Origin of the sequence: Pseudomonas sp. KK18 (assembly GCF_037094675.1) — a bacterium.
Taxonomy (GTDB): domain Bacteria; phylum Pseudomonadota; class Gammaproteobacteria; order Pseudomonadales; family Pseudomonadaceae; genus Aquipseudomonas.
On sequence record NZ_CP146605.1, the window covers coordinates 3228020 to 3247373 of the forward strand.

Annotated in this window: 19 protein-coding genes; 5 read left to right on the top strand and 14 right to left on the bottom strand. The window is 61.9% G+C overall.

Annotated features, from left to right (window positions below):
• Positions 1–225: 225 nt before the first annotated feature.
• Complete coding sequence (locus tag V6607_RS14765) at positions 226–666, bottom strand: hotdog fold domain-containing protein (RefSeq protein ID WP_134326400.1); 441 nt, start codon at positions 664–666, stop codon at positions 226–228.
• A 145-nt stretch (positions 667–811) separates the two neighbouring features.
• Between V6607_RS14765 and V6607_RS14770 the strand changes: the two genes are divergently transcribed.
• Positions 812–1429 carry a TetR/AcrR family transcriptional regulator gene (locus tag V6607_RS14770; RefSeq protein WP_134326401.1) on the top strand — a complete coding sequence of 206 codons (618 nt, stop codon included), beginning with the start codon at positions 812–814 and terminating at the stop codon, positions 1427–1429.
• Positions 1430–1442: 13 nt separating this feature from the next.
• Here the strand turns inward: V6607_RS14770 and V6607_RS14775 are convergent, their stop codons facing one another.
• Positions 1443–1892 (bottom strand): Rrf2 family transcriptional regulator, encoded by a 450-nt coding sequence (locus tag V6607_RS14775; protein WP_008435227.1) that lies wholly within the window; start codon positions 1890–1892, stop codon positions 1443–1445.
• Positions 1893–2036: 144 nt separating this feature from the next.
• Here V6607_RS14775 and V6607_RS14780 point away from each other — a divergent pair, with 144 nt between their 5' ends.
• Positions 2037–2924, top strand: a complete 888-nt coding sequence (locus V6607_RS14780) for an NAD(P)/FAD-dependent oxidoreductase (protein WP_134326402.1) — start codon at positions 2037–2039, stop codon at positions 2922–2924.
• Positions 2925–2926: 2 nt separating this feature from the next.
• Here the strand turns inward: V6607_RS14780 and gudD are convergent, their stop codons facing one another.
• Entirely contained in the window at positions 2927–4276 is a 1350-nt protein-coding gene (gene gudD / locus V6607_RS14785) for a glucarate dehydratase (protein ID WP_134326403.1), read from the bottom strand.
• Between the two features lie 10 nt (positions 4277–4286).
• Positions 4287–5636 carry an MFS transporter gene (locus V6607_RS14790; protein WP_134326404.1) on the bottom strand — a complete coding sequence of 450 codons (1350 nt, stop codon included), beginning with the start codon at positions 5634–5636 and terminating at the stop codon, positions 4287–4289.
• Positions 5637–5923: 287 nt separating this feature from the next.
• Between V6607_RS14790 and V6607_RS14795 the strand changes: the two genes are divergently transcribed.
• Positions 5924–6634, top strand: a complete 711-nt coding sequence (locus tag V6607_RS14795) for a FadR/GntR family transcriptional regulator (protein WP_008435219.1) — start codon at positions 5924–5926, stop codon at positions 6632–6634.
• Positions 6635–6640: 6 nt separating this feature from the next.
• On the opposite strand, the gene V6607_RS14800 is transcribed toward V6607_RS14795, so the two are convergent.
• Positions 6641–7483 carry an alpha/beta hydrolase gene (locus tag V6607_RS14800; protein ID WP_134326405.1) on the bottom strand — a complete coding sequence of 281 codons (843 nt, stop codon included), beginning with the start codon at positions 7481–7483 and terminating at the stop codon, positions 6641–6643.
• A 288-nt stretch (positions 7484–7771) separates the two neighbouring features.
• On the opposite strand from V6607_RS14800, the gene V6607_RS14805 reads away from it, so the two are divergent.
• On the top strand, positions 7772–8359 hold the full coding sequence (locus tag V6607_RS14805; RefSeq protein WP_134326406.1) for a LysE family translocator: 588 nt from the start codon (positions 7772–7774) through the stop codon (positions 8357–8359).
• 1 nt (position 8360) lies between these two features.
• Here the strand turns inward: V6607_RS14805 and V6607_RS14810 are convergent, their stop codons facing one another.
• From V6607_RS14810 to V6607_RS14835, 6 genes are all read right to left on the bottom strand, one after another.
• The gene (locus tag V6607_RS14810) at positions 8361–9185 is read right to left on the bottom strand and encodes an AraC family transcriptional regulator (protein ID WP_003207444.1); all 825 of its coding nucleotides are present in this window, start codon (positions 9183–9185) and stop codon (positions 8361–8363) included.
• A 63-nt stretch (positions 9186–9248) separates the two neighbouring features.
• Positions 9249–9410 (bottom strand): hypothetical protein, encoded by a 162-nt coding sequence (locus tag V6607_RS14815; protein ID WP_166742159.1) that lies wholly within the window; start codon positions 9408–9410, stop codon positions 9249–9251.
• A gap of 155 nt (positions 9411–9565) precedes the next feature.
• Positions 9566–12034 carry a TonB-dependent receptor gene (locus tag V6607_RS14820; RefSeq protein WP_166742160.1) on the bottom strand — a complete coding sequence of 823 codons (2469 nt, stop codon included), beginning with the start codon at positions 12032–12034 and terminating at the stop codon, positions 9566–9568.
• A 96-nt stretch (positions 12035–12130) separates the two neighbouring features.
• Entirely contained in the window at positions 12131–13090 is a 960-nt protein-coding gene (locus V6607_RS14825) for a FecR domain-containing protein (protein ID WP_134326408.1), read from the bottom strand.
• Positions 13087–13617 carry a sigma-70 family RNA polymerase sigma factor gene (locus V6607_RS14830; RefSeq protein WP_134326409.1) on the bottom strand — a complete coding sequence of 177 codons (531 nt, stop codon included), beginning with the start codon at positions 13615–13617 and terminating at the stop codon, positions 13087–13089. The genes V6607_RS14825 and V6607_RS14830 overlap by 4 nt, the downstream gene beginning before the upstream one ends.
• 96 nt (positions 13618–13713) lie before the next feature.
• Positions 13714–14625: a LysR family transcriptional regulator gene (locus V6607_RS14835; protein ID WP_134326410.1), complete on the bottom strand. Its 912-nt coding sequence runs from the start codon at positions 14623–14625 to the stop codon at positions 13714–13716.
• 110 nt (positions 14626–14735) lie between these two features.
• Between V6607_RS14835 and V6607_RS14840 the strand changes: the two genes are divergently transcribed.
• Positions 14736–15581: an oxidoreductase gene (locus tag V6607_RS14840; RefSeq protein ID WP_134326411.1), complete on the top strand. Its 846-nt coding sequence runs from the start codon at positions 14736–14738 to the stop codon at positions 15579–15581.
• Positions 15582–15652: 71 nt separating this feature from the next.
• Here V6607_RS14840 and V6607_RS14845 read toward each other — a convergent pair whose 3' ends face one another.
• Genes V6607_RS14845 through V6607_RS14855 form a run of 3 tightly spaced genes read right to left on the bottom strand, consistent with a single transcriptional unit; the run spans position 15653 to position 19353 of the window.
• The gene (locus V6607_RS14845; protein WP_134326412.1) at positions 15653–17257 is read right to left on the bottom strand and encodes an ABC transporter ATP-binding protein; all 1605 of its coding nucleotides are present in this window, start codon (positions 17255–17257) and stop codon (positions 15653–15655) included.
• A gap of 1 nt (position 17258) precedes the next feature.
• Positions 17259–18278 carry an ABC transporter permease gene (locus V6607_RS14850; protein WP_008435209.1) on the bottom strand — a complete coding sequence of 340 codons (1020 nt, stop codon included), beginning with the start codon at positions 18276–18278 and terminating at the stop codon, positions 17259–17261.
• Between the two features lies 1 nt (position 18279).
• Positions 18280–19353: a microcin C ABC transporter permease YejB gene (locus tag V6607_RS14855; RefSeq protein WP_134326413.1), complete on the bottom strand. Its 1074-nt coding sequence runs from the start codon at positions 19351–19353 to the stop codon at positions 18280–18282.
• Between the last annotated feature and the right edge of the window lies 1 nt (position 19354).

Here is a 19354-nt window from a genome sequence, read left to right on the forward strand (position 1 = left end):
ATGTGGGAGCGGGCTTGCTCGCGAAAAACCTGAAAGCGCCACGTTGAATCAGGATACCCACGTCATCGTTAACGACCTTCGCGAGCAAGCCCGCTCCCACATTTGGACCGTGTCCGCCTTTGATTTTGCGGTTGCTTCACCCCACTCAAGTCGGCTGGTAGGCCGCTGTGAGAGCGCAACCCGATAGCGGCCATAACCGCAGCAACGGATATGCCCCCAACCCCATCACCCCAATTTCACATTCATGATAATCCGCGCGGTAAACACCAATTTCCCCTCCGCATCCAGCATCTCCACCGGCACCACCTTGTCACCCGCCGTTTGCCAGTCGATACCTTCGCCATTGGCCGTCGCCGTCACGCTGCTCTTGGCCTTGGCCAGATACTCCACCGACATCCCCTTGGGAATCCACCGCGCACCCGCCGGCACGGAAACGTCCGTCATCGTACCCGCCGCCAACTCCGCAGCGTTGCACATGGCAATGGCGTGCACCGTTCCCAGGTGGTTGGTGATGGCCTTGCTGAACGGCACTTCCACCGAGGCAAACCCCGGACGCAACTGGGTCATCAACGGATTGATGGTGCTGAAGTAGGGCGCCATCTGGCACGCCAGTTTGCTGAACGCTTCGGGGCCAACGCTGTTGAACATGCTCAGGGCCTGACTCATGGTGCTGCCTCGCTGATTAAATGAATTTTACGGAATATTGTTCCGTTACAGAATAATGTTCTGTAGCGGAACAGTATTCTGCCCATGGGAAATCTGTCAAGCTGCCTGGGCTTATTCTTCTTCACTGACTGAGTTCCTGTTCAGCATGCACACCCCGGATCTGCTTCAGCGTTGCTTCCCTGGCCGAAGGGCCGAATTGAAGCGCGATATCTTCAAGGCAGCCCTGGACCTGTTCAACGAGCAGGGCCTTGAAGCCACCACCATCGAGATGATCCGCGCGCGCTGCGATACCAGCGTCGGCGCCATTTATCATCACTTCGGCAACAAGGAAGGCCTGGTCGCCGCGCTGTTTTTTACCGCGCTGGAGGATCAGGCCGAATTGCGTGGGCGCTACCTTGAATCGGCCAAAACAGCGAAGGAGGGGGTGTACGCACTGGTCCACAGCTATGTCGATTGGGTGGACAGCGAACCGCAGTGGGCGCGCTTCCAGTACCACGCGCATTTCGCGGTGACCAAGGGCCCGTTCGCCGCTGAACTGGAAAGCCGCAACCAGGCGCGCAACGCGTTGCTGAAGGAATGGATGGTGCTGCCTGGACGGGGTGATCAGCTCAGCCAGGTGCCCGCCGAACTCTTGCCATCACTGATCATCGGCCAGGCCGACAGCTACTGCCGTGCCTGGCTGGCCGGGCGCTCGGCCAGCAGCCCTCGGGTGTACCGGGAAACCCTGGCCGAGGCAGCGTGGCGCTCGGTAGGCGGCGCTTAGGGCGTCGCGTGCATCACGCACAGGGTGCGGGCGTTATCGCCACCCGATAGCGCTCGTCAAAATCATCCGCCAACTGTGCCAGCGTCACCTCTCCCAAACGCTGCAGCAGCAACGCCTGGGCATCGTCAAACGCCTGGTTCAGCGCCGCATTGACGGCCTGTTCCACCAGGCATTGCGGATGATCGGTGGACAGGCCGACGGCAAAGATCGACGACGTGCCAAGGGCATTGTGGATGTCCAGCAGGGTGATTTCACTCAGCGGCTTGCCCAGCATCCAGCCGCCCTGATGGCCTTTTTCCGAACGCACATAACCTTTCTCCTTGAGCAGGCCCAGGGTGCGGCGTACCACCACCGCGTTGGTACCAAGCATCTGCGCGATGGTCTCCGAGGTGGCGCGTTCCTCGTGGCGGCCCATGTGGATCAGCACATGGAGCATGCGCGAAAGCCGGGTGTCGTTTCTCATCTGCAAGCCTCTGGATTTCCTGCCCGAAAGTATCGTTCGTAACGATTGGAGTTGCGAGACGCTTGACGAGGTATTTTTATGTAACTTATGGTGTGTCGTGAGTGCCCGGCAACCGATGCAAGGGCCACCAGAGAGGTCATCTTCATGGTTTACGACGTTATTATCGTCGGCGGCAGCTACGCTGGAATGTCCGCCGGGCTGCAACTGGCGCGGGCTCGGCGCAAGGTGCTGGTGATTGACGCCGGGCAGCGGCGCAACCGGTTTGCGGCCACTTCCCACGGTTTCCTCAGCCAGGATGGCCAGCCGCCGGAGCTGATCGCTGCCGAAGGGCGAGGGCAGTTGATGGAATATCCGACGGTGACCTGGGTGCAGGACACCGCCGTTGAAGCGATTCGAAACCAGGATGGCTTCGTGGTGCAAACCCGTTGCAACGGTGAGTTCAACGCTAAACGCTTGATTCTCGCTGCCGGCGTGGTGGATGAGTTACCCGAGGTCGAGGGGTTGAAGGAGCGCTGGGGCAAGCATGTGTTCCATTGCCCGTATTGCCACGGCTATGAACTGGATCAAGGCCGCATCGGCGTGCTGGCGACGTCGCCACTGGCCATGCATCACGCGATGCTGCTGCCGGACTGGGGCACCACCACGCTCTTTACCAACGGCGCATTTGTGCCGGATGCCGAGCAGCAGGCGCAACTGGATCGGCGCGGGGTCAGCGTCGAAAGCTCGGCGGTGCGGCGGATTGTCGGTGAGCGGGCGGATGTGGAATTGGCAGACGGGCGGATGATCGCGCTGGACGGTATTTTCACCCTGTCCCGTACGCGCATGGCCAGCCCATTGGCCGAGCAGTTGGGCTGTGAGTTTGTCGAAGGGCCGACCGGGCCCTACCTGCTGACCAACGAGACGCGCCAGACCACCGTGCCCGGTGTGTTTGCCTGCGGCGATGCCAACCTGGCCGGCGGCTCGGTGGCGCTGGCGGTCGGCGAGGGTGTGCGCGCCGGGGTGGGCGCGCACTTTTCGATGATCTTCAACTGAGGTCAGCGCACCAGGCACGGCCGCTTGTTATCGAACGTCCAGCCCGGAATCATGAACTGCATCGCCACGCTGTCATTGCGCGCACCCAGGCCCATGCCTTTGTACAGTTCATGGGCGTGGGCCACGGCGTCCATGTCGATGTCCACGCCCAGGCCCGGTTTGGCCGGCACCTTGATGTGGCCGTCGACAATCTTCAGCGGAGCCTTGGTCAACCGCTGGCCGTCCTGCCAGATCCAGTGGGTGTCGATGGCCGTGATTTCCCCCGGCGCGGCGGCGGCCACCTGAGTGAACATCGCCAGGGAAATGTCGAAGTGATTATTGGAGTGCGAGCCCCAGGTCAGGCCCCATTCGTGGCACATCTGCGCCACGCGCACCGAGCCCTGCATGGTCCAGAAGTGCGGGTCGGCCAGGGGAATATCCACGGACTGCAACTGGATCGCATGCCCCATTTCCCGCCAGTCGGTGGCGATCATGTTGGTGGCGGTGGGCAGCCCGGTGGCACGGCGGAATTCGGCCATGACTTCGCGCCCGGAGTAACCGTTTTCCGCGCCGCAAGGGTCTTCAGCATAGGCCAGCACATGATGCTGGTCGCGGCACAGGGCGATGGCTTCTTTCAGTGACCAGGCGCCGTTGGGGTCCAGGGTGATGCGCGCATCGGGGAAGCGTTCGGCCAGTGCAGTCACCGCCTCGATTTCGTCGCCGCCGCGCAGTACGCCGCCTTTGAGCTTGAAGTCATTGAAGCCGTATTGCGCCTTGGCCGCCTCTGCCAGACGCACGATGGCTTCGGGCGTCATGGCCTTTTCATGACGCAGGCGGAACCAGTCTTCGGCATCGCCTTCGCTGCGATAGGCCAGGTCGGTTTGCTGGCGATCACCGATGTAGAACAGGTAGCCGAGCATCTTCACCGCGTCGCGCTGCTGGCCTTCGCCGAGAAGGGCCGCCACCGGGACTTCGAGGAATTGGCCGAGCAAATCCAGGAGTGCCGCTTCCATCGCCGTGACGGCATGGATGGTGATGCGCAGGTCAAACGTCTGCAAACCCCGGCCCGCCGAATCCCGCGCGGCGAAGGTCTGGCGCATGGCATTGAGAATGCTCTGGTACTGGCCGATGGGCTTGCCGATCACCAGGCTGCGGGCGTCTTCCAGGGTCTCGCGGATGCGTTCGCCGCCGGGTACCTCACCGACGCCGGTACGGCCGGCGCTGTCGGTAAGGATCACGATGTTGCGCGTGAAAAACGGCCCGTGGGCACCGCTGAGGTTGAGCAGCATGCTGTCGTGACCGGCCACCGGGATGACTTGCAGGCCGGTCACGACCGGGGCGCTGTTGGCGTGGTGCTGGTGTTCTGTGTTCATCGTGTAGTCCTTATTTGCTCAAGACGGGTGCGGGTTGCAGCACGCTGCTGGTGGTCGGGCCGGGCAGTGTCCTGGCGAAAAACACCAGGATGGCCGCAAGGATCGAAGTGCCCGCCAGGCCATACAAACCGCCCTGGATCGAGCCGGTGGTCTGTTCCAGGAAACCAAAGGTGGTGGGCGCGACAAACCCGCCGAGGTTGCCGATGGAGTTGATCAATGCGATCACCGCTGCGGCGATGCGTGCATCCAGGTAACCCTGGGGAATCGGCCAGAACAGCGAGGACGCCGACTTGAAGCCGATCGCCGCGAAGCAGATGGCGATAAAGGCAAAGATCGGCCCGCCGGTAGTGGAGAGGAACATGCCCACGGCGGCGATCAACAGTGCCGCAGCGACCCAGGCTTGCTGGAACTTGAATCTGCCCGCCAGTGCCGCGAAGGCGTACATCGCGATGATCGAGATCAACCACGGGATGGAGTTGTAGAAACCCACCTGGATGTCGCTCAGGTCGCCCATCTTTTTAATGATGCTCGGCAACCAGAAAGTGGCGGCATAGATCGTCAGTTGGATGCAGAAATACAGGGCGCAGAACAGCATGATCTGACGGTCCTTGAGCAGCTTGCCCAGGGTCGGCTTGACCGTGGTGGCGGCGTCACGCTCGCGCTGTTCGCGGTCGATCTCGCCCACCAGCGCATCCTTTTCTTCAAGGCTGAGCCACTTGGCGTCGTGGGGCTTGGAGTCCAGCCAGAACCACACGAAAAAGCACAGCAGCACCGACGCCATGCCTTCGATGATGTACATCCACTGCCAGCCATGCAGGCCCAGCCCGGTGATTTGCAGCAGCACGCCGGACAAGGGGCCGGAGATCAGCGAGGCGAGGGCCGAGCCGCTGAGGAAGATTGCAATCGCCTTGCCGCGTTCGACGCCGGGCAGCCAGCGGGTGAAGTAGTAGATCACCCCGGGAAAGAAGCCGGCTTCGGCCACGCCCAGCAGAAAGCGCAGGATGTAGAAGTGGGTTTCGTTCTGGATGAAGGCCATCAATGTGGCGGTGATGCCCCAGGTGAACATGATGCGGGTCAGCCAGATGCGCGCGCCGACTTTTTGCAGGAGCATGTTGGACGGCACTTCGAACAGCGCGTAGCCGATGAAAAACAACCCGGCGCCGAAGCCGTAGGCGGCCGCACCAATGCCCAGGTCGTGCTCCATATGGGTACGCACAAAGCCGATGTTGACGCGGTCGATGTAGTTGACGATGAACATGATCACGAACAGTGGGAGCACATGGCTCTTCACCTTCTTGATCGCGCGGGCCAGGACCGGGTCGGTGGCAGGCGCAGCTGTCGCAGGGCTGGAAGGGGTCACGGGTCAAACTCCCACTGATTATTGTTGTGCGGGGACGTATTTGGGTTGTCAGAGATGTCTGACAACTTGATAGACATCATACAACTGCAATTTCAGAGATGGCAACCCTCTGTAGGAGCGAGCTTGCTCGCGAAAATCGTCAACGATTACGAGGTTTGGTGCAATGTTTGCGCTGCGACGGGTTTTTTCGCGAGCAGGCTCGCTCCTACAGGTATTTGTTTGTTGTCATACAAGTAAGGGCTTGCAAGAATGCTAGTATTGCCAGGCGCCCCTGAACGGAATTCCTGATGCAAAACCCCAGCTCGGCACCTCATCGCAAGCGCTCCCCGGGCCTTGCCCACGACATCGTCACCGCGTTGACCCAGCAGATTCTCCTGGGACAGATGGCGCCGGGTGAGAAGCTGCCATCCGAGTCCGCTATCGTGGGCGAGTACGGCGTCAGTCGCACGGTGGTGCGCGAAGCGCTTTCCAAATTGCAGGCCGCCGGGCTGGTGGAAACCCGCCACGGTGTCGGCACCTTTGTGCTGGAGCGCGACGAGCGCCACGGCCTGCACCTGACCCACGACACCGCGGCCAGCGTGCGCGGCATTCTTGAACTGCGCATGGGCCTGGAAACCCAGGCAGCCGCCCTGGCAGCCTTGCGCCGTACCGATGAACAACTGCAGCAGATGCGCCAGGCACTGGATGATTACCAGGATTCACTGGCCAATAACGACAGTGCCGTTGAGCCTGACGTGCGCTTCCATCGCCTGATCGCCCAGGCCACCGGCAACACCTATTTCACCGACGTGATTTATCACCTGGGCCACTCGGTAATCCCACGCACCCGGATCAATGCCGAGGAACGCGGCGACGCGGACCTGATGGAGCTGGGGCGCCTGGCGAACCTTGAGCACGAGGCGATCCTGAAAGCCATCCGCCGCCAGGACCCGGACGCGGCCCGGGCCGCCATGCTGTTGCACTTGAGCAACAGCCTGGAGCGGATGACAGGAGAGTAGGCGGGGCTATTTGCTGTCCAGGAAGTCCAGCAGCGCGGCATTGAACAGCGTCGGGTCCTGCAGGAATGCGAAGTGGCTGGTGTTCGGCAGAATCAGCAGGCCCGCTCCCGGAATGGTCGCCGCGATGTATTCGGTGTGTTCTCGCTTGATCGCCTCATCGTGGTCGCCGTCGACAATCAGGATCGGAGTCTTGATGGACGCCAGTTGCGCGTCGGTCCAGTTGGGTTGGCTGGCCCACATATGGCTGATCTGCTCGACGAAGGCGTCGTACTCTTTTGGCGTCGGCGAGTGCCTGGCGTACTCCTGGCCGGCGCGCTCGATGAAGGCGGCGAAGGTCGGGTTTTTCTCTACGCCATCCTTGACCCCGGAGGTCTGGGTGTTGGCGGCAAAGGCAAACACCTTGCCAATACGGTCGGGATGGCGCAGGGCAAGATCGATACCGATGATTGCGCCGTCGCTCCAGCCGACGATATCGGCGCGGGGGATTTTCAGGCTGTCGAGTACGGCGACCACGTCATCGGCCATCAAGTCGTAACCGAAGGGGTTCTCGTCCCGGGAACTGCGCCCGTGGCCACGGCTGTCGAGGCTGATGACCGTGTGTTTGGCGGCCAGCGCCTTGACCTGGTTGCCCCAGTAATCGGAATTGGACAGGCCACCGTGCAGCAGGATCACCGGCGAACCATGCCCGGTCTTGGTGTAGTAGACCTTGATGCCATTGACGGCGGCATAGCCGGTCTTGGCCCCCGCAATCGGCGCCGGGGTGGGCGGAAGGGTTTCCCAGCGTTCCGCGGCCTGAACCCCGGAGAGGGACAGCAACAGGCAGGCAGCTGCCAATAAGCGACGTGACATGGCGATTCCTTTTTTGTGAGCAGGTTGAGGTCATCCGGCCAGATGTGCGCTCGACTCTAGCACCGTGTCTGCCTTGGGAAACACGCATTTTTTCCTATCAAAAACGCCCTTTGGAAAGAGAAAAATACAGTTATATCAATGGAATAAATTTGTCTTTTGCAGCGGGTGAGCTAAAGGTTTCAACTGGTGGTTTTTTCGGTCATTCCCGGCAGGGGCATTTTCTTCAATACCGTGATCCGTCTTCCCCTTAAGGTTCAGTCCGTACCCGCACAACAAAAAGGAACTGCAATGAGCTTGATCATTTCCATGGCCGCCTTCGCCCTGGCCACGTCCATCACCCCGGGACCGGTGAATGTGGTGGCCCTCAGTTCAGGCGCGCGCTTTGGGTTTGCCGCCAGCCAGAAGCATGTGGCCGGGGCCGCGTTGGGATTCACCTTGCTGCTGGTGCTGATTGGCCTGGGGCTGCATGAGGTGCTGGTGCGCTGGCCGCTGCTGACGCAGTTTATTCAATGGGGCGGGGTGGCCTTCCTGTTGTACATGGCCTGGAAACTGGCCGTGGACAATGGGCGCCTGGACGCTGAAGGCACGGCCACGGCGCCCTCGATGCTCTACGGCGCGATCATGCAGTGGCTCAACCCCAAGGCCTGGTTGGCGTGTGTGGCGGGCATGGGATTGTTCGTGGCCGACGGCGATGCGCAGCAAGTCTGGCTGTTCGCGGTGCTCTATCTGGTGATTTGCTACCTGTCGGTGGCGTGCTGGGCCTATGCCGGCACATTTTTGCGGCGCTACCTGAATAATCCGCAGGGCGTGCGTCTGTTCAATCGCTCGATGGCGGCGTTGCTGGTGGCCAGCGTGGGATATTTACTGCTCGCCTGAATCAGCCGCGATACTGCCCGGGCGTCGCCGCCAGGTGCTGTTTGAACGTGCGCTGGAAATGCGCCTGATCAGAAAAGCCGGCCGCCAGTGCGACGTCGGCGATCAACTGGCCGCTGCGCAACTGGGTACGGGCAAACTGAATACGGCGATTGACCAGGAATGCGTGGGGCGTCATGCCGTAATACTGCTTGAACGCACGAATCAGGTACGACGGCGACAGTTCAGCCGCCTGGCAAATGTCTTCGAGCTTCAGGGCCTCGGTGCAATGTTCGCGGATATAGTCGGCGGCCCGCTCCAGCTTGTGATTGACCTCGCGCACCGGGGTCTCCGACGGGTTGAGGCGTTGTTGCACCTCGGTGAAAAAACTCACCACCGCACTCTGCTTGTGCAGGTGTTCGGCGTGGTTGTCCACCAGCACCTCATACAGCTCGTTCAGCCCGCGGTACAGCGCGACATCCGTGGTGTGGGTGGCGGTGAACGGACGAAAGTCCTGGTCCTTGCTGAAACCCAACTGGTGCTGCAGGTCGGTCAGCCAGGCCGTATCGATATACAGCATGTGATAGGACCAGGGCAGATCATCAATGGGGTTGCAGGCGTGGACATCCCCGGGATTCATCAAGACCACGGTGCCGGTGCTGATCTTGAAGGTCGATGCCCCATGGATGTACAGGCTCTGCCCGGCCGTGATCGCGCCGATGGAAAAGTGCTCGTGGGCGTGGCGGGTGTAGCAGACCTTCCGCCCGTCGGCGATGGTGCGAGCCTCAATGAACGGCAGGCGTTCGTCGCGCCAGAAGGACGGGGCAGTCGGTTCGAGGGGCGATCGCATCACTACAAGCCTCACCGGGAAACAATGCAGTGAATGATTACACAGAAACCGGCCTGCAACGTTTCATTTCATGGTTTCGGGTTCCATTCTGCGCAGGAAACCGATCCGCGGATCTACGCCGTTGATGGTGTCTGCCAGGGAAAGGGGTTGCTTCGCCGCCGCTCGCGCCTCATCGGCGCCTGTCAGCAAGTTCAGCAAGTGCGAGAGAAAGGGCAGATCTTCCATGTCAGTCCGGCTCCGTGCGGGTCGCCCACGTTTTATGGGCAACCGGAGTCCTCATCCTCGGATGGCCCCGGAAGGAACAACATACGTACCTTCCTGACGGGAGGTAGCCCGAGTCGACTGCCGTTGCAAGCGCTACGGCAGTCTGGCGTTTGGGCTCAAAAATCCCAGCGGGTCGCCAATTGCAGGCTGCGCGGCTCGCCGTAGAAGCCGGTACCGAAGTTGCCCAGGCCGGTGTAGTACTTTTTGTCGAACAGGTTTTTCACGTTCAACGTGGTGCTCAGGTGCTCGTTGAAGCGGTAGCGCGCCATGACGTCCACCAGGAAGTAGCTGTCCTGGATAATGCGTGAGTTTTGTCCGAAATTCACCGAGTCGTTGGGATCGGGCTGGAACACATTGCCGAAGAACTCGCTCTGCCAATTCACGCCGCCACCCACGGTCAGGTTCTCCAGGGCGCCGGGCAGGCGATAGCTGTTGAACAACCGCACCACTTGCTGGGGCGTGGTGGTTTGCAGCACGGAGCCGTAGACGTAATCGCCGTTGGCGTCACGGCTGTGCTGGTAGGTGTAGCCCGCCGATACGTTCCAGCCGTCCAGCACTTCACCGGCCAGTTCGACTTCAAAGCCCTTGGTGGTGGCGCCGGCAATCGGGCGATACACCGAGTCGGTCTCAAACCCGGAAACGTACTGCGCAACGTTGTCCTGTTCGATGCGGAATGCGGCGAAGCTGGCGTTCAGGCGGCCGTCGAAGAAAGCGGCCTTGAGCCCGGCTTCGTAGGTGTCGCCTTCAATCGGATCGAGCAACTTGCGGTCGGCGTCCTTGCTGTTTTGCGGTTTGTAGATCTTGGTGTAGCTGGTGTACACCGACCAGATGTCATTCAGGTCGTAGACGATACCGGCATAGGGCGTGACGACGCCGGTCTGGCGGTAGGTGAAACGGTTGTCGGCCTTGGTCGGGTCGTAGAAGTCGGTGTTGTCGGTGCCGCTGAAGTTGCTGACGCGGGTGCCAAGGATCACCGACAGGTCATCGGTGGGTTTCAAGCGCGTGGCCAGGTACGCGCCGGTCTGGCGTTGCACGATGTCGTTCTGGCCGCTGCGGGGAATGTCAGGCTTCGGGTATTCGCCGCGCCAGTCGTAAATGCTGCCGCCCACGGGCGGGTAGATCGAGCCGTACACCGGCACGTCCTGTTTCGAGCGGGTGGCCATGAAGCCCATGATCAATTCATGCTCGCGCCCGAACAGGCTGAAGGGGCCATTGAGGTTGATGTCCAGGGTGTTTTGCACCTGGTCACCCTTGTATTTGCCCATGAACATGTACATCCCGTTGCCCGTGACCGGGTCCGGGTTGCCGCCGCTGGCGGAGGCGAGCAGGGTGTCGTGTTGGCTGCGCTTGCGGTCGAGGCTGACTTTCAGCGACCAGTCGTTCGCGAGCTTTTGTTGCACCGAGGCAAACAGGGTCTGGTTCTGGAAGTCGCGGCGGCTCCAGTCGGCGGCCGGGTTGAAGGACCGCGAGAAGTCGGTGCGTGAACCGTTGCTGAAGTACATCGGGAAGCCGGTCCAGCTGGCGCCACGGGAGCGGGTGTCCTGCTGGTCGACGCCGAAGGTCAGCAGGGTGTCCGGCGTCAGGTCGGCTTCGAGGATGCCGTAGGCGATATCCTTGGTGTTCTGGTAGTGGTCCAGGTACGACTGGCGATCCTGATACACGCCGACGAAGCGCCCGCGCACGTTGCCGGAGTCGGTCAAAGGCCCGGAAATATCGCCTTCGGTGCGGTAGTTGTCCCACGAGCCGAAGGTCTGGGTGACCGAGGCCTTGAAGTCCCGGGTGGGCTTTTTGCGAATCAGGTTGACCGTGGCCGAAGGATCGCCGGAGCCGGACATCAGGCCGGCTGAGCCCTTGATGATTTCCAGGCGGTCATACACCGCCATGTCGGTGCTGGTGGTGCCGTAGTCATACACGCCGTCGTAGGTGGAGTTGACCCCGTCGTACTGGAAGTTGGTGATCGGCAGGCCGCGGCTGGAAAACTCCCAGCGTTCGCTGTCGTAATTCTGCACGCTCACGCCCGGTGCACGGCGCAGGGTGTCGGCGATGCTGGTGGAGCCTTGGTCGTCCATTTGTTGGCGGGTGATCACTGTTACCGACTGCGGCGTCTCGCGCATCGACAACGCCAGGCCGGTGGCCGAGGCCATGGCGCCGGTAGTGTACGAGTGCGTGTCTTCGGTGGTGGCGCCCAGGCCTTCGCCGGAGATGGTGGTGGCGCCCAGTTCCAGGGCGCCGGTGTTGGCCGGGACCAACTCCAGCACGTAGCCGTTGTTGCCCTGGGGCACGGCCTGCAAGCCGCTGCCTTGCAACAGCCGTTGCAAACCGCTGGCTGGGGTGTAGCTGCCGTTGAGGCCGGGGCTGGTTTTGCCGCTGGCCAGGCTGTTGTGGCCGGCGAAAAAGATCCCGGACTGCTCGGCGAAGCTGTTCAGCACGTTGACCAACGAACCCGCGGCGATGGTGTAGTGGCGGGCCGTTTCCTGAGTCGACGGCGACTCGGCGGCTTGCGCGTCGAGCGCGCCCAGGCACAGCAAGGTAGCGGTAACGGCCAGCGCCAGCGGGCGCAAAGTGAAGCGAGCGGGTTGCGACATGAACATTCCCTTTGGATCAAATCGATCGGCGAATTGAAAGCATCTGCAGGGTTTACCGAACGAGTTTTGGAAAAGGGAACTGACGGCTGAAAGTTTTTATGCGCCTGGGTGTTTGGGCCTGACCGTGACCCACCAGGGCATGAGCGTGTCGACCTGAATCGGCAGCGCGGCCTGTAGCAGGCGCAGTGCGTGGTCGCTGTCTTTGAGGGGGAACGAACCCATTACCGGCAATTGCGCCACGGCTGGATCACAGCCCAGGTGGCCGGGGCGAAAACGATTGAGTTCGGCGACCAGTTGGCCAAGCGGCAGGTTGTCGGCCAGCAGTACGCCACGGCTCCAGGCCTCACGGGTGGCGGATGCGGGTGAATGGAGATTGAACCCATCGCGGGTGAAGGCCACTTGTTGCCCGGCCTCGATGATTCGTTGTTGCTGGCTGGCGGCGGTGCGCACTTCGACCCGACCTTCAAACACATTGAGCACGGTGCTGTCGCCGTCCTGCAACACGCTGAAGCGGGTGCCCAGGGCGCGCAGGCGGCCCTGTTGGGTCTCCACCAGGAACGGGCGGTTCGGGTCCTTGGCGGTCTCGATCAGCACTTCGCCGAAGCGCAGGAGCAGCAAGCGCTGGACCCGGTCAAAACGTACATCCAGGGCGCTCAAGGCGTTCAACCACAGGCGACTGCCATCGTCCAGCAGCGCTTCGCGGGTTTCACCGCCGGCGGTTGCGTAATCCGCACTCCAGCCTCCCACCAACCGGGGCAGGGCGGTGTTGCGCCAGGTGCCCCAGGCCAGCGTTGAACCGGCACACAGCACCAGCAGGGTCTTGAGCGTCTGGCGCCGAGAGCTGCGCAACGCACGGCTGGCGCTGTGGGATTGCTCGGCCAACGGCGCAAAGCGTTGGCTGACCCGCTCTACATAACCCCAGGCGGCCTGGTGTTCCGGACTTTGCCCGAGCCATGCCTGCCAGTGCTGGGCAGCCTCTGGCTGATCCTGCAGGCGTACGTACCATTGGGCCGCTTGCTCAAGGCTGGCATGGCTGAGCTTTCCGGGGCTGTTCACTCCACGAGCATCCCGTCCAGTTCGGCTTCCAGCACCGCACAATGCAGCAGCGCCTGGGCCAGGTATTTTTTCACCATCCGTTCGCCTACCCCGAGCTGTTCGCCGATCTGCTTGTAGGGCGTACCGTGCAACTGCGCCAGCAGGAACGCTTCGCGCACCTTGTGGGGCAGCCGCGCGAGCATGGCGTCCACTTCGTACAGGGTTTCGACAATGATTGCCCGCTGCTCCGGCGACGGTTGCAGGGCTTGCGGCCGGTCCGCGAGGCTTTGCAGCCACGCTTGTTCCAGTTGGCGCCGACGCCAGTGATCAATGCACAACCCCCGGGCGATGGTGGCCAGGTAGGAGCGCTCCCGCGTCTCATCGGCGCCGGCCGGCGGGCGCTTGAGTACCCGGATGAAGGTGTCATGGGCCAGGTCCGCCGCATCCCAGCGATTGCTCAGGCGCCGGCGCAGCAGCCCCAGCAGCCAGGAATGGTGATTGCCGTAGAGGTCGCTGAACGAGGTGGACGGGGTCGACACAGTATCCATGTGGCGCAGAAGCCTTGGCGTAAATAAGAATTGGTCGCGATTAAACCAAAGGGCCGGGCACTGCGCAAATGATATTGGTTTGCTTTTGCGGCGCTGTCAGCGCCCACGCTTTTCGGCAATCCATGCGGTGGCCAGGTCGATAAAGGCCCGCAGTTTCGGTTGGCTCTGGGTTCGGGCGGGGAAATACAGGTACAGCCCGCTGCTTGGCGGTACGAAAGATTGCAGCACGGGCTCCAGTGCGCCTGAAGCCAGGTCCTCCATGACCTCGAAATCACTCACGTACGCCAGGCCCTGGCCGGCCCGCGCGGCGGCGATCATCAGGTTGCGGTCATTGACGATCAACCCGCCTTGAACGCCGACCGTAAATTCCCGGCCCGCCCGCTCGAATTCCCAGCGGTGTGCCATGCCCGAGGTCAGGAAGCGATAACCGATGGTTTGATGGGTCGTGAGCGCTTCCGGCGTTGTCGGCTTGCCGGCCTTGGCAAAGTAGGCGGGAGAGCCCACCACCGACCAGTTCAGGTCCGGGGTCAGGCGCACGGCAACCATGTCTTTGTCGATGGATTCCCCCAGGCGAATACCGGCGTCGAAGCCCTCGGTCACCAGGTCCACCGTGGCATCGTCGAGGGAAATATCCAGCACCACATCGGGGAAGGCCTCGCGAAAACGCGGGATCAACGGCTCGATCAGCAACTTGCCCGACAACCTTGGCACCGTCAGCCGCAGGGTGCCCATGGGCCGGTCGCGGTAGCCACTGAGGGCCGCCAGCGCTTCGTCAATCTCCCCGGCGGCGGGGCGCAGGCGGCTGTAAAGCGTCATGCCGGCCTCGGTCAGCGCCACCCGGCGCGTGGTGCGCTGGAACAGCACCACACCCGTGCGCTTCTCCAGGGTCTTCACCGCATGGCTGACCGCCGTCGGTGTTACGCCGAGGCGTGCAGCGGCCTGGGTGAAGCTCTTCAGTTCGGCCACGGCGAGAAATTCGGTCAAGCCATTGAAGGGATCAAGGTTCATCAGTCAGCCATTATGAAATTCTGTTTCAGAGTGCTTGTAGCACGAGACGGTTTTTCAGGCTAATGCCTCAGCGTACTTTGGCTTCACATTCACTCCATCAGGTACGGATCATGACAACGGCACATTCCTTCAAGCGTGTTTGGCTGGTAACCGGGGCTTCCCGGGGCATCGGCGCGAAAATCGTCGCGGCAGCACTGGCCCACGGTGATGCGGTGGTGGCCACGGCCCGCAACGCCCATACCGTCACCCAACGCTTCGGCGAGCAACCCGGGCTGCTGGCGGTGCAGCTGGACGTGACCGACGAATCCCAGGCTGCCGACGTTGCCCGTGCCGCCATTGAGCACTTCGGGCGCATTGATGTGTTGGTCAACAATGCCGGTTTTGGCCTGCTGGGCGCGGTGGAGGAGGCGTCTGCCGATGAGGTTCGCCGCTTGTATGAAACCAACGTGTTCGGGCTGCTCAATGTCACTCGCGGTGTATTGCCGTTCATGCGCCAGGCGCGCAGCGGGCATGTGATCAATATTTCGTCGGTGGGCGGCTTCCGTTCGGGTGCGGGATTCGGCACGTACTGCTCGACCAAGTTTGCCGTTGAAGGGTTGAGCGAGGCGCTGCACGCAGAGCTGGCACCCTTGGGCGTCAAGGTGACGGTGGTGGAGCCGGGTTATTTCCGCACCGACTTCCTGGATGGCAACTCCCTGGTGGAGTCGCCCCTGATCATCGACGACTACGCCGCCACGTCCGGCGAGGTGCGCAAGCTGGCCAAGGTCTACAACCAGCAGCAACCGGGTAACCCGGAGCTGCTGGCAGTGGCCATGATCAAGCTGGTGGACGCGCCGCATCCGCCGATGCGCCTGGCCCTGGGCACCGACACGTTGCAGGCGATTGAGGACAAGCTGGCCTACGTCAAGGAAGAGACCGACACCTGGCGTGAATTGTCGGCCTCAACCGATTTCTGACACCCAATGGCGTAGCAGCTGTCGAGCCGCCGCTTCGCTGGGGCTCGACAGCTGCTACGGTGGTTCTACTGCTAGGGGCCGGGCACCAAAAACGCCGCCTCCAGCAGCTGCCGGGTGTAGGCATGCTGGGGGTTGGCGAAGATCGCGGGTGCATCTCCCTGTTCAACCGCCTGCCCGTGTTTTACCACCATCAGTTGGTGACTCAAGGCCTTGACCACCGCCAGGTCGTGGCTGATGAACAGGTAGGTCAGGTTGTACTTGGCCTGCAGGTTGCGCAGCAGTTCCACCACCTGGCGCTGCACGGTACGGTCGAGGGCCGAGGTCGGTTCATCCAGCAAAATCAGCCGGGGCTTGAGCACCAAAGCGCGGGCAATAGCGATGCGCTGGCGTTGGCCGCCGGAAAATTCGTGGGGGTAGCGATTGCGGGTTTCCGGGTCCAGGCCCACTTCCTTCAGCGCGGCGATAATCGCCGCTTCCTGCTCGGCGGCAGTGCCCATCTTGTGGATACGCAGGCCTTCGCCGACGATCTCGCTCACGCACATGCGCGGGCTCAGGCTGCCGAACGGATCCTGGAACACCACCTGCATTTCCCGGCGCAGCGGGCGCACTTGTTGCTGGCTGAGCTTGTCCATCTGATGGCCTTCGAAGCGAATGCCACCCTTGCTCGCAATCAGCCGCAAAATTGCCAGGCCCAGGGTGGATTTGCCCGAGCCGCTTTCACCGACGATGCCCAGCGTCTGGCCCTGGGGCAGGCTGAAGTTGATGCCATCCACCGCCTTGACGTAATCGACGGTATTGCGCAGGAAGCCTTTCTTGATCGGGAACCAGACCTTCAGGTCATCGACTTCCAGCAACGGTGGGCCGACTTCATTGGTGGCGGGGCCGCCGCTGGGTTCCGCTGCCAGCAGCTCCTGGGTGTATGAATGTCGGGGAGACTGGAACAGGGTTTCGCACTCGGCCTGTTCGACGATGCAGCCTTTTTGCATCACACATACCCGGTGGGCAATGCGCCTGACCAGGTTCAGGTCGTGGCTGATCAACAGCAAGGCCATGCCCAGGCGCGCCTGCAATTCCTTGAGCAGCTCCAGGATCTTCAGCTGCACGGTGACGTCGAGTGCCGTGGTCGGTTCGTCGGCGATCAGCAGTTCCGGCTCATTGGCCAGGGCCATGGCGATCATCACCCGCTGGCGCTGGCCGCCGGACAGCTCATGGGGCAGCGCCTTGAGGCGTTTGTGGGGCTCGGGGATGCCCACCAGTTCCAGCAACTCCAGGGTGCGTTTGGTGGCCACCTTGCCGGTAAGCCCCTTGTGCAGGCCGAGCACTTCGTTGATCTGCTTCTCGATGGAGTGCAGCGGGTTCAACGAGGTCATCGGCTCCTGGAAAATCATCGCAATCCGGTTGCCGCGGATATGCCGGATGGTCTTTTCCTTCAGGGTCAGCAAATCGTGGTTGGCGTACTGGATCGTGCCCGACGGGTGACGTGCCAGCGGGTAGGGCAGCAGGCGCAATATCGAGTGCGCCGTGACCGACTTGCCCGAGCCGCTTTCGCCCACCAGTGCCAGGGTTTCGCCGCGCTTGATATCGAAGCTGACGTTGTTCACCACCCGCTGGTGGCTGTTGCCTACGACGAACTCGACGGAGAGGTCGCGGACTTCGATCAGATTGTCCTGATTCATCTCATTTCCTCGGGTCGAAGGCATCGCGAGCGGACTCGCCGATAAACACCAGCAGACTCAACATGATCGCCAGTACGGCAAACGCACTCATGCCCAGCCACGGCGCCTGCAGGTTGGATTTGCCCTGGGCCACCAGTTCACCCAGGGACGGCGAGCCGGCCGGCAGGCCAAAACCCAGGAAGTCCAGCGCGGTGAGGGTGCCGATCGCCCCGGTCAGGATGAACGGCATGAAGGTCATGGTGGAGACCATGGCGTTGGGCAGGATATGGCGGAACATGATCGCGCCGTTCTGCATCCCCAGCGCCCGCGCCGCCCGCACATATTCCAGGTTACGCCCGCGCAGGAACTCGGCGCGCACCACGTCAACCAGGCTCATCCAGGAAAACAGCAGCATGATCCCCAGCAGCCACCAGAAGTTGGGTTGCACGAAGCTGGCGAGGATGATCAACAGGTACAGCACCGGCAAGCCGGACCAGATTTCCAGGAAACGCTGGCCGGCCAGGTCGACCCAACCACCGTAGAAGCCCTGCAACGCGCCGGCGATCACGCCGATGATCGAGCTGAGCACGGTGAGCGTCAGGGCAAACAGCACGGAAATCCTGAAGCCGTAGATCACCCGCGCCAGCACATCGCGGCCCTGGTCATCGGTGCCCAGCAGGTTGTCCCGTGACGGCGGGGCGGGGGCCGGAACTTTCAGGTCGTAGTTGATGCTCTGGTAGCTGTACGGAATCGGCGCCCACAACGTCCACGCGTCCTTGGCCTTGAGCAGCTCTTGGATATACGGGCTCTTGTAGTTGGCTTCCAGCGGGAATTCGCCGCCGAAGGTGGTCTCGGGGTAGCGCTTGAGCGCCGGGAAATACCAGTCGCCGTCGTAGTGCACCGCCAGCGGCTTGTCGTTGGCGATCAGCTCGGCGCCCAGGCTCAGGCCGAACAGGATCAAAAACAGCCACAGCGACCACCAGCCACGCTTGTTGGCCTTGAAACGCTCGAACCGGCGACGATTGAGGGGGGATAGATTCATCTCAATGCTCCCGGCTGGCGAAGTCGATGCGCGGATCGACCAGGGTGTAGGTGAGGTCGCCGATCAGCTTCACCACCAATCCCAGCAGGGTGAAGATAAACAGGGTGCCGAACACCACCGGGTAGTCGCGGTTGATCGCCGCTTCAAAGCTCATCAGGCCCAGGCCGTCGAGGGAGAAGATCACTTCCACCAGCAACGAGCCGGTGAAGAAAATGCCGATGAAGGCCGACGGGAAGCCGGCAATCACCAGCAGCATCGCGTTGCGAAACACATGGCCGTACAGCACGCGGTGGTTGGTCAGGCCCTTGGCCTTGGCGGTGACCACGTACTGCTTGTTGATTTCGTCGAGGAAGCTGTTTTTGGTGAGCAGGGTCATGGTGGCGAAGTTGCCGATCACCAGGGCGGTCACCGGCAGGGCAAGGTGCCAGAAGTAATCGAGGACCTTGCCGCCCCAGCTCAACTCATCAAAGTTGTTGGACGTGAGCCCGCGTAACGGAAACCAGTCGAAGTAACTGCCGCCGGCGAACACCACGATCAGCAGGATCGCAAACAGGAACGCCGGGATCGCGTAGCCGACGATGATCGCCGAGCTGGTCCACACGTCGAAGTGGCTGTCGTGCCGCGTAGCCTTGGCGATCCCCAGGGGGATCGACACCAGGTACATGATCAGGGTGCTCCATAATCCGAGGGAGATGGACACCGGCATCTTTTCCTTGATCAGGTCGATGACCTTCGCATCGCGAAAGAAGCTGTCGCCAAAATCCAGCCGGGCGTAGTTCTTGACCATGATCCACAAGCGTTCCGGCGCCGACTTGTCAAAGCCGTACATCTTCTCGATTTCCTTCACCAGCGCCGGGTCCAGGCCCTGGGCGCCGCGGTAGCTGGAACCGGCCACCGAGACTTCGGCGCCGCCCCCGGCAATCCGGCTGGTGGCGCCTTCAAAGCCTTCGAGCTTGGCGATCATCTGCTCCACCGGGCCACCCGGGGCGGCCTGGATGATCACAAAGTTGATCAGCAAAATGCCGAACAGGGTCGGGATGATCAGCAGCAGTCGACGAAAAATATAGGCCAGCATC